The following is an 8,562-nucleotide window of genomic DNA, read 5'->3' on the forward strand; positions in this document are numbered from 1 at the left end:
AGTGTGAATACCGTGAAGCGATGAGTGAAATTGCCGAAGGCCGTCAGTGTACATGCAACTCTATCAATGCGAGCAGCATATCGATCGCCACCGGCTTGACCAGGTAGTGGTCGAAGCCGCTGCGGATGACGCGGGCGCGGTCCTGCGGCTGGTTGTAGCCGGAGGTGGCGATGAAAAACGGCATCGCGCCGGTCGTGCCGGCGCGGATGCGCTCGACGACGGTGAAGCCGTCCAGGCCGGGCAGGCCGATGTCGCAGATGACCAGGTCGTAGCGCCCGGCCAGGGCCTGTTCCACCCCGTCGGCGCCGTCGTGGCACTGGTCGACCGCGTGCCCGCCCAGTTGCAGCAGCAATTCCAGCGTGGCCGCCGCGTCGAGGTTGTCCTCGACCAGCAAGATGCGCAGCTGCCGCGCGCTCGGCAGCGGCGGCGGCGCCGGGGCCGACGGCGCCGCCGCGTCGTCACTCAGCGGCAGCAACACGGTGAACACGCTGCCCTGGCCGATGCCGTCGCTGTGCGCGCGCACGGTGCCGCCCTGCATCTCGACCAGCGAGCGCACCAGCGTCAGGCCGATGCCCAGCCCGCCCTGCGCGCGGTCGAGCGACTGCAGGCCCTGCGTGAACAGGTCGAAGATGAACGGCTGCAGTTCGGCCGCCATGCCCATGCCGTGGTCGCGCACGGCGATCTGCACCATGTTGCCCACCACCTGCGCCTCGAGCGCGATGACCTCGTACTCGGACGAGAACTTGGAGGCGTTGTTGAGCAGGTTGACGAACACCTGCGCCAGCCGCACGCGGTCGCCGTAGAGCGACACCTTGCCGCCCGGCTGCGTGATGCGCAGCTGCTGCCGGCGCGCGTCCAGGCGCGGCTGGCAGCCCTCGGCCGCCAGCGCCACGATGTCGGCCAACTGCAGGAACGTTTTGTCGAGGCCGATCTTGCCGCTGCTGATGCGCGAGGCGTCGAGCAGGTCGTCGATCAGGCGCGTCATATGGCCCATCTGGCGCTCGATGATGGCGTGCAGGCGCGGCAGCTCCGGGTCGCCGCCGGCCATCTTGGCCAGCAAGGTGCTGGCGTAGGCGATCGGCTGCAGCGGATTGCGCAATTCATGCGCCAGCATCGACAGGAAATCGGTCTGGCGCCGCATCGACGCTTCCGCGCTCGCTTGTTTGTCCTGGGCATCGAAGGTCGCCAGCACCAGGTGGGCGTTGGCCTCGCGCAGCTGCGTCACGTGGCGCTCCGCCGTTTGCGCGCCGTCGTGCTGTTGTTGCAGCGACTCCAGCTGCATCAGCAATTGCGCGATCAGGGCGCGCAGATCGGCGAGCTCTTTATCATGCAGGGCTTGCAGGTACAGGCCGTCCCGGCCGGGCGGCACTGGCGATACGGCGGTGGTATCGGGTTCCGCGTTGTCATTCATGATAGTGAAGCAAGCCTTGAAAGTCATCTGACGCGATGGCGCGGCGGGCGCCGCGCACAGTGTTACACCATACTCTGGTTTGTCCTCCGGCAGGGAAATACCTTGGCCGTTCGCCATCGGCCAATGCCACCGCGGCGGCACTCAATCGCCGTCGCGCCGCGCCAGCAGGGCTGCGAAGGCCGACGCCGGCATCGGCCGGCCGAACAGGAAGCCCTGCCCCTCGTCGCAATGGTGGGCGCGCAGGAACTCGAGCTGCGCCTGGTGCTCGACGCCCTCGGCCACCACCTTGTGGCCGAGGCTCGCGCCCATGGCGATCACGGCGCCGACGATGATGCCGTCGGCCGGCGCCGCGCCGATCTCGCGCACGAACGACTGGTCGATCTTGAGCACGTCGACGGGAAAACGGTTCAGATAACTCAGACTGGAATAGCCGGTGCCGAAATCGTCGATGGCCAGCAGCACGCCGATCTCCTTGAGCTCGGCCAGAATGGCGGCGCTGGCGCCGGCGTCGTCCATCAGCACGCCCTCGGTGATCTCCAGTTCCAGGCAGCGCGGCGCCATGCCGCTGTCGGCCAAGGCGGCACGCAGGCGGCCGGTGAAACCGTCGTCGCGGAACTCCAGCGCCGAGATGTTGACCGCGATGACGCCGGGATCGCGCCCGCTCCCTTTCCAGCGCGCCACCTGCATGCACGCCTCGCGCAACACCCAGTGGCCGATCGGCACGATCAGGCCGCAGGCCTCGGCCACCGGGATGAAGCGCGACGGCGCCACCGCGCCGTGCTCGGGATGGGTCCAGCGCAGCAGCGCCTCGGCGCCGGCGATGGCGCCGCTGGCCAGGTTGACGCGCGGCTGGTAATGCAGGTCGAACTCGCCGCGCGTCAACGCCCGGTGCAGGTCGGCCTCGACGCGCTGGCGCTCGAGCGCGCGCAGGTTCATCTCGGGCCGGTAGAAATAGCACCGGTCGCGCCCGCTCTGCTTGCCGTGGTACATGGCCACGTCGGCGTTGCCGATCAGCGTGGCGGCCTGCTCGCCGTCGTCGGGGTACATGCTGATGCCGATGGTGCCGCCGATGTGCACGGTCTGCCCGTCGAGCTCGTAAGGCTCGGCCAACGCGCGGCACAGCTTGTCGGCGAAGCCGGACACCGAGCGCTCGTCGGCGACCTCGGCCAGCAGCACGACGAACTCGTCGCCGCCCTGGCGGCTGGCCGTGTCGCTGGCGCGGATCGCCGCCAGCAGGCGCCGTCCCACCGCCTGCAACAGCAGGTCGCCGATGGCGTGCCCGAGCGAATCGTTGATGACCTTGAAGCGGTCCAGGTCGATGAACAGCACCGCCATCTTGCTGCCTTGGCGCTGCGCCATGCCGATCGCCTGCGCCATGCGCTCCATCAGCAGCAGGCGGTTGGGCAGGTTGGTCAGGAAGTCGTGGTGGGCCATGTGGCCCAGCGCGTCCTTGGCGCGCCGCACCTCCTCGGTCATCACGTGCGCCTCCAGCGTGGCGATGACCAGATGGGCGTTGGCCTGGCGCAGCTTGCTGATATGACGATGCAACGTGCGCTTCATCTGCGCCGACGCCTCCTCGCCGGCGCCGACCACCGCTTCGCGCGCGCTCATCTGGCGTCCGCGGTCGGCCAGCGCGGCGTCGGCCGCCTTGCCCTCCGCGCGCCGGTCCAGGCGCGTGACGCGGCGCTCCCCGTGCGTTGGATCGATGCTGTTGCCGCTCATAGCGAAACCTCTGGTGGTGGTGATGGTGGGGACGGTGATGGTGATGGGGGCGTGGCCGGCGGCGGCGGCGCGCGCGCCAGGCCGCGTCGAACACGCCGTCGGTCAGCGGCGCCCCGATGAGCAGCCGCAACAACCCGTGGAATCTGCCGAACAGGGCACCGCTCACGGCCAGCGCCTCGGGCGCGCCGCGCGCCGCCAACTGCATGCCCAGCGTGGCGAAGCACAGCGCCGGCGCGCTACCGGCGGGCGCGCGCCGCAACCACGGTCGGCCCTCGCCGCACAAGTCGACGCAGCGGCCGTACAGCGCAGGGAAGCCATCGGCGCCGACAATCGGCGACAGTTCCTCGTTGATCGCGTTCCATAATTCGAGCGAGCGCCGGGACAACAATGGTGAATCGTTTGTTTCGAGCCAAATCAGAATAGCTTGAAGATAGTCCGTGTCGGCTGTCATGAGGTTCCCATCCGACGCACTGTACAGTAAAAGATCCGCCGCGGAGCGGATTTCCGGTACCGTCCGAAACGAGGGTCCCGCCGAGACATCCTGACGGCGGTGCGCCCGGGCTTCTGTGGGTTTCCGCACAAAGCGCGCGGCCTAGCGCCTTGCAACCCAGCCCCTTGTGTGGGGAAGCGCACAGACCTTGACCGTAAGGGGTGACAGCCTGCATCATGGAAATTGCTTTTTAAATAATGAATCCGCGTCATGCGACATGCCCATCCCAAACTGAATTCCATGCTGGCACTGCTGTCGCCGGCCGAATTCGGCAGGTTGGCCCCGCAACTCGAGCTGGTGGACATGGCCCAAGGGGACGTGCTGTATCAAAGCGGCGGCCAGCTGACATTCATCTATTTCCCCGTCACCGCCGTGATATCCGTCCAATATGAACTGGAGGACGGCGGCGCCTCCGAGATCGCCAGCGTCGGCCACGAGGGCTTGCTGGGCGTGACGCTGTTCATGGGCGGCGCGGCCGCCCCCAACCGCGCCGTCGTGCAGAGCGCCGGCCATGGCTACCGGCTGCGCGCCGGCGTCCTGCTGGCCGAATTCCACCGCAAGGGGCCGCTATTCGACCTGCTGATGCGCTATACCCGGGTGTTGATGGTGCAATTGGCGCAATCGGCGGTGTGCAACGGCCACCACTCGACGGTGCAGCGGCTGTGCCGCTGGCTGCTGCAGGCGCTCGACCACTCGCCCAGCAGCGAGCTGGCGGTGACCCAGGAGGCGCTGGCGGGCATATTGGGGGTGCGGCGCGAGGGCATCACCGAGGCGGCGGGCCGCCTGCAGACGCTGGGACTCATCAGTTGCCGGCGCGGCCACATCCGCGTGTTGACGCGTGCCGGCCTCGACCGGCATGTGTACGAGTGCTATGGCGTGATGCGGCAGGAAACGACACGCCTGCTGGCGACGTCGCAGCCATCGGGCCCGGCGCCGGAGCACCGGGCGGCGCGCGGCGGGCAACCGAACCGCCGCACCGGCCGCGCCGATCGCCGCGCGTCGTCCCCGCTCGGGGACGACGCCGTGGCCGGCGAGGCCCAGTTGGACCTGCTTTTTCCGTGACGGCAACGGAGCGATGGCCGGCGCGCCGGCTCAGGTTTCGATGATGACCCTGGGCGCGCCGGTGTCGGCGGCGCGGCGGACGGTGTCGTAGGCCTCGAGCATGTGCTGGAACTTGAAGCGCCGCGGCGGCGGGCTAAGCGGCTCGACGATGGCGGCGACGACCCGCTTGAGCAACATCGGCGTCGACACCCTGTCGATCAGCCGCGAGGTGATGGCGATTGTCTGCGACCACAGCGCCTCGAGCTGTTCCGGCACAGCCTGGCCATGCACCCCGATGCCGACCACCTCGCCGCGCCGCGCGACGATGTCGTGGCACAAGCGCAAGGTGGCCGGCACGCCCACCGCTTCGATCGCCGTGTCCACGCCCCGCCCCGCCGTCAACGCCAGCACGCGCGCGACCGTATCGCCGCGCGCGCTGTCGAGGGTGTAGGTGGCGCCGAGCCGCAGGGCCATCGCCAGCCTGTCGCCGTCGACGTCGATGACGATGATTTTCGCGGGCGCGTACAGCCGCGCCGCCAGCAGGGCCGCCAGCGCGATCGAGCCGCCGCCGACGATCGCCACCGACGACCCCGGCGCCACCTTGCCGTTCAACAGACCGCATTCGAAGCCGGTCGGCAGGATATCGCCGAGCGCCACGATCGCCGCCTCGCCAGCGCCGGCGGGAATCGGATAGAGGCTGTTCTGCGCATGCGGGATACGGACGTACTCGGCCTGCGTGCCATCGATGGTGTTGCCCAGTTTCCAGCCGCCGGTGGGGCAATGCGCAACCAGGCCGCGCTGGCAATAGCCGCACTTGCCGCAGCTGGAGATCCCCGAGATCAGCACATGTTCGTCCGGACGCAACATGGTCACGCCGGCGCCGACCGACTCGACGACGCCCACCCCCTCATGGCCGAGCACGCGTCCCGGGGTACAGGTGGGCACGTCGCCGCGCACGATGTGCAGATCGGTGCCGCAGATGGTGGTTTTGAGCATGCGGACGATGGCGTCGCCGGCGTTCCGCAACGACGGCTTGGGGTGCTCCTGCCACGCGATCCGCCCGCCGCCGTGGTAGACCAGCGCCTTCACGGCGCGCCCGTGGCGGTCGGGGCCGCATGCAAGGAAGCGCGGGAGCGGATGTGCTCGATCATGTCGGTACCTTCCGGGCGGAGCGCGGGCGTGCCGGCGGCACGGCGCGTCCCGACATGGTCGCGCCCGCGGGACGCCGGCGTTTGTCTAAACGCACCACGGAAAACTATTCCGCGAAATGCGCGAAAACACACTGAACGCCGCCGCCATGCGCGTAAGCTGGGCGACATGCACCCGTCCCCTCCCCTGCAATCATGGCGGCTGAACCGGGCCCGCGCCTATGTCGAGGCGCACCTGTCCGAGCCGCTATCGCTGGCCGAACTGTCGCACGCGGCCGGCTTTACCGCCATGCACTTCGCCCGGCTGTTTCGCGCCAGCACGGGCCTCTCGCCCCACAACTATGTGCTGCGGCGTCGCATCGAGGTGGCGCAGGCCGCCCTGTTGCAGACCGACCACGGGATGCTCGATGTCGCGTTGATGGTCGGCTTTCGCAGCCAGGCGCACTTCAGCGCCGTGTTCAAGAAGCTCACCGGCATGCCGCCGACGCGCTGGCGCCAGGCCCGCCTGGCCGGCCGGTGTTGAACCGGCCGGCGCCGCTTATTTTCCTGGCGAATTCCCCGCCGCCGGCGTCAGCGCCTGGATCGCCCCGGACACGTACACCAGCGGCGCGTTCCAGTTGATGGCGATCTCATTGCTGGCGTAGGAGCAGTCGTCGTCCAGCCAGGACTTGGCCGGCACCGCCGAAGGATACGCCGCGCGGCAATCGCCCTTGTCCTGCTGGCCGGGCTGCGGCCCGCCGACCAGGAAGCCGGGAACCGGCGCGGCGATGCCGTCCGCCACCGAGGGCCGGTGGTGCGGATGCTGCGCCGACCGCGAACCGTAGCCGGTGACGAAGGAGGTGCCGACCGCGTTGCGGCCGAGCACATAGTCAAGACCGGACTGGGCCGCCTGCAGATATTCGCGCTTGCCGTTCAACCGGTAGCCTTGCAACAACATCATCGACTGGTTCAACACCACGGCGCTGCTGCCCCAGACATAGTCGCCGGCTTGCATGGTGATGCCGTAGGCCGAGTCCTTCCACACCTTCGCCAGGCCGTCGGCCAGGCCGTCTATCCTGGCGGCGATCAGCGCCTGGTCGGCCGCCGCACCGAGCTGCTTGCGGTGGCGCGCCAGCGACATCCAGGCCAGCCCGCCCACGTCGCTCCACGATGGAATGGTCGCCTTCAGCGCGGGCGCCCCCATCGCCTTGTAGTAAGCGTCGTCGCCGGTGCTGATATACAGCTCGGCCGCCGCCCATCCGAACTCGTCGCTCACGTTGGCGTCGCCATACTCGCCGGTGCGGATGTCCTTGGGCTGGCGATAATAGACGGCCGGGTTTTTCCGCGCCCACTGCCACGCGGCCTTGGAGGCGGCCAGCGCGCGCGCCGAGATCCGGTTCAACTTGCCGTCATACGGCTTCAGCACGCGGCTCGCGGTGGCCATGACGGCCGCGAAGTCGAGCGCGGCGGCGGTGGTCTTTTGCACCACGTAGCGCTGCTGCTTCGCCTGGTCCGGCATCACCATGCCGTCGAACGACTTGTCGGTCAGCTTGTGGTAGACGCCGCCATCGGCCGGGTCCTGCATGGTGAGCATCCAGTCGAGGTTCCACAACACCTCGTTGAGGATGTCGGGAATGCCGTTGCCGCTCTCGGGGATATTGAGGTTCTGCGCCTTGTAGAACTCGGGGAAATCCTCGTAGGCGGCCAACAAGGTGTAGGTGGTGATGCCCGAGTTGACGATGTATTTGTTGTAGTCGCCGGCGTCGTACCAGCCCTTGGGACTGGAAAGGACGGTGCCGGCGGGCCGCGCGGCGCTGGCCGCCGACTCGTGGACCAGAACGTGGGTGTCCGGATGCCCCGCCTTCCTGGCGAAGATGCCCGCATGTTTCTCGGGCAAGGCGATGCCGGCGCGGTTGAGGTAGTAGGCCTTGATCGCGGCGGCGTTGAGCGCCCGGTAGGCGTCGGCGCCGACCGTGAACGGCGCCGAATCCGGCAGGCCCGCCACCCGCAGCTGGTAGCGCCCCGGCGCCGCCAGTGCGCTGAAGTCGGCCAGGCGGACGGTTTCGGCGGCAGGCGCGTAGGCCGCCGCCGCGCCCAGCGTGCCGCGCATCACGACGGTGTCGCCGCCCGCCTGGACCACGGCGAAGGCGGCGCCGTCCACGTTCGGGACCACGGCGACCTTGGCCGATCCGGGAAGGTAGCCGATCTGGTCCAGCTTGATCTGAAGGTCGCCCGACGAGGCCGCCGCTGCGCGGCCGGCGCCGCCCAGCACGCCCAGCAACGCCAGCGCGGCCGCCAGCGCGGCCTTTTTCCGGGCCGCGCCCGGAGTGAAATAGGTGGGTCTCAACTGTCATCCTTCGCTGTTTTGAAATCGTTTTCAGCACATGGTCGCGCGGATCTGCCGAAAAGTCAAACCATCATCGGCGGCGCCGTCAAGCGGCGCCCTGAACATTACATCCGTGAAAATTTGACATGGATCAAATACAAGGCGGCGGCGGCGCCCGTACACTGCGCTCGCCGGTATCGCAACGGCGTCCATCCGTCCAACACCAGGAGCCGCGCCATGTCCCCGTCCACGCCCCTCGCGCCCTTCGCGTTCGCGTGCGCGCTGCTGGCCGGCTGCGCCTCGCCGGCGCCGCCCCACGCGCGCCCGCCGCTGCCGGTCGCCGACCACTACCCGATGCCGGCCACGCCGTCCGACGCCGCCGCGCCGCCCGAATGGCGCGCCTACTTCGCCGCGCCCGCGCTGCGGGCGTTGATCGCCCAGGCGC

7 protein-coding genes and 1 pseudogene are annotated in these 8,562 nt (G+C 68.9%); 4 read left to right on the plus strand and 4 right to left on the minus strand.

The genetic code is table 11. The annotated features are described in order from the left end of the window. Positions 1–43: 43 nt before the first annotated feature. Entirely contained in the window at positions 44–1,411 is a 1,368-nt protein-coding gene (locus MRBLMU1_RS02315; RefSeq protein WP_363496396.1) for a hybrid sensor histidine kinase/response regulator, read from the minus strand. A 141-nt stretch (positions 1,412–1,552) separates the two neighbouring features. Beyond that, positions 1,553–3,133, minus strand: a complete 1,581-nt coding sequence (locus tag MRBLMU1_RS02320; protein WP_363496399.1) for a putative bifunctional diguanylate cyclase/phosphodiesterase — start codon at positions 3,131–3,133, stop codon at positions 1,553–1,555. Here MRBLMU1_RS02320 and MRBLMU1_RS02325 point away from each other — a divergent pair. Both MRBLMU1_RS02325 and MRBLMU1_RS02330 read left to right on the plus strand, forming a co-directional pair. Beyond that, the gene (locus tag MRBLMU1_RS02325) at positions 3,117–3,497 is read left to right on the plus strand and encodes a hypothetical protein (protein ID WP_363496402.1); all 381 of its coding nucleotides are present in this window, start codon (positions 3,117–3,119) and stop codon (positions 3,495–3,497) included. The two genes, MRBLMU1_RS02320 and MRBLMU1_RS02325, sit on opposite strands and share 17 nt — an antisense overlap. Positions 3,498–3,833: 336 nt before the next feature. Continuing rightward, positions 3,834–4,685 (plus strand): Crp/Fnr family transcriptional regulator, encoded by an 852-nt coding sequence (locus tag MRBLMU1_RS02330; protein ID WP_363496404.1) that lies wholly within the window; start codon positions 3,834–3,836, stop codon positions 4,683–4,685. Between the two features lie 30 nt (positions 4,686–4,715). Here the strand turns inward: MRBLMU1_RS02330 and MRBLMU1_RS02335 are convergent, their stop codons facing one another. Beyond that, the gene (locus MRBLMU1_RS02335; RefSeq protein ID WP_363496407.1) at positions 4,716–5,753 is read right to left on the minus strand and encodes an alcohol dehydrogenase catalytic domain-containing protein; all 1,038 of its coding nucleotides are present in this window, start codon (positions 5,751–5,753) and stop codon (positions 4,716–4,718) included. Between the two features lie 228 nt (positions 5,754–5,981). Between MRBLMU1_RS02335 and MRBLMU1_RS02340 the strand changes: the two genes are divergently transcribed. Further along, positions 5,982–6,335 (plus strand): AraC family transcriptional regulator, encoded by a 354-nt coding sequence (locus MRBLMU1_RS02340; RefSeq protein WP_363496410.1) that lies wholly within the window; start codon positions 5,982–5,984, stop codon positions 6,333–6,335. A 15-nt stretch (positions 6,336–6,350) separates the two neighbouring features. Here the strand turns inward: MRBLMU1_RS02340 and MRBLMU1_RS02345 are convergent, their stop codons facing one another. Then, positions 6,351–8,138 (minus strand): glycoside hydrolase family 9 protein, encoded by a 1,788-nt coding sequence (locus MRBLMU1_RS02345; RefSeq protein WP_363496413.1) that lies wholly within the window; start codon positions 8,136–8,138, stop codon positions 6,351–6,353. 216 nt (positions 8,139–8,354) lie between these two features. On the opposite strand from MRBLMU1_RS02345, the pseudogene MRBLMU1_RS02350 reads away from it, so the two are divergent. Then, a pseudogene (locus tag MRBLMU1_RS02350) lies at positions 8,355–8,562 on the plus strand (RND transporter); the annotation flags it as partial.

Source organism: Burkholderia sp. LMU1-1-1.1, assembly GCF_040675865.1.
Lineage (GTDB): Bacteria > Pseudomonadota > Gammaproteobacteria > Burkholderiales > Burkholderiaceae_D > Rugamonas.

Excerpts from the sequence above, each read along its gene's own strand:
- MRBLMU1_RS02315 (WP_363496396.1), bottom strand. The coding sequence starts at position 1,411 with ATGAATGACAACGCGGAACCCGATACCACCGCCGTATCGCCAGTGCCG.
- MRBLMU1_RS02325 (WP_363496402.1), top strand. The coding sequence starts at position 3,117 with ATGCTGTTGCCGCTCATAGCGAAACCTCTGGTGGTGGTGATGGTGGGG.
- MRBLMU1_RS02320 (WP_363496399.1), bottom strand. The coding sequence starts at position 3,133 with ATGAGCGGCAACAGCATCGATCCAACGCACGGGGAGCGCCGCGTCACG.
- MRBLMU1_RS02330 (WP_363496404.1), top strand. The coding sequence starts at position 3,834 with ATGCGACATGCCCATCCCAAACTGAATTCCATGCTGGCACTGCTGTCG.
- MRBLMU1_RS02340 (WP_363496410.1), top strand. The coding sequence starts at position 5,982 with ATGCACCCGTCCCCTCCCCTGCAATCATGGCGGCTGAACCGGGCCCGC.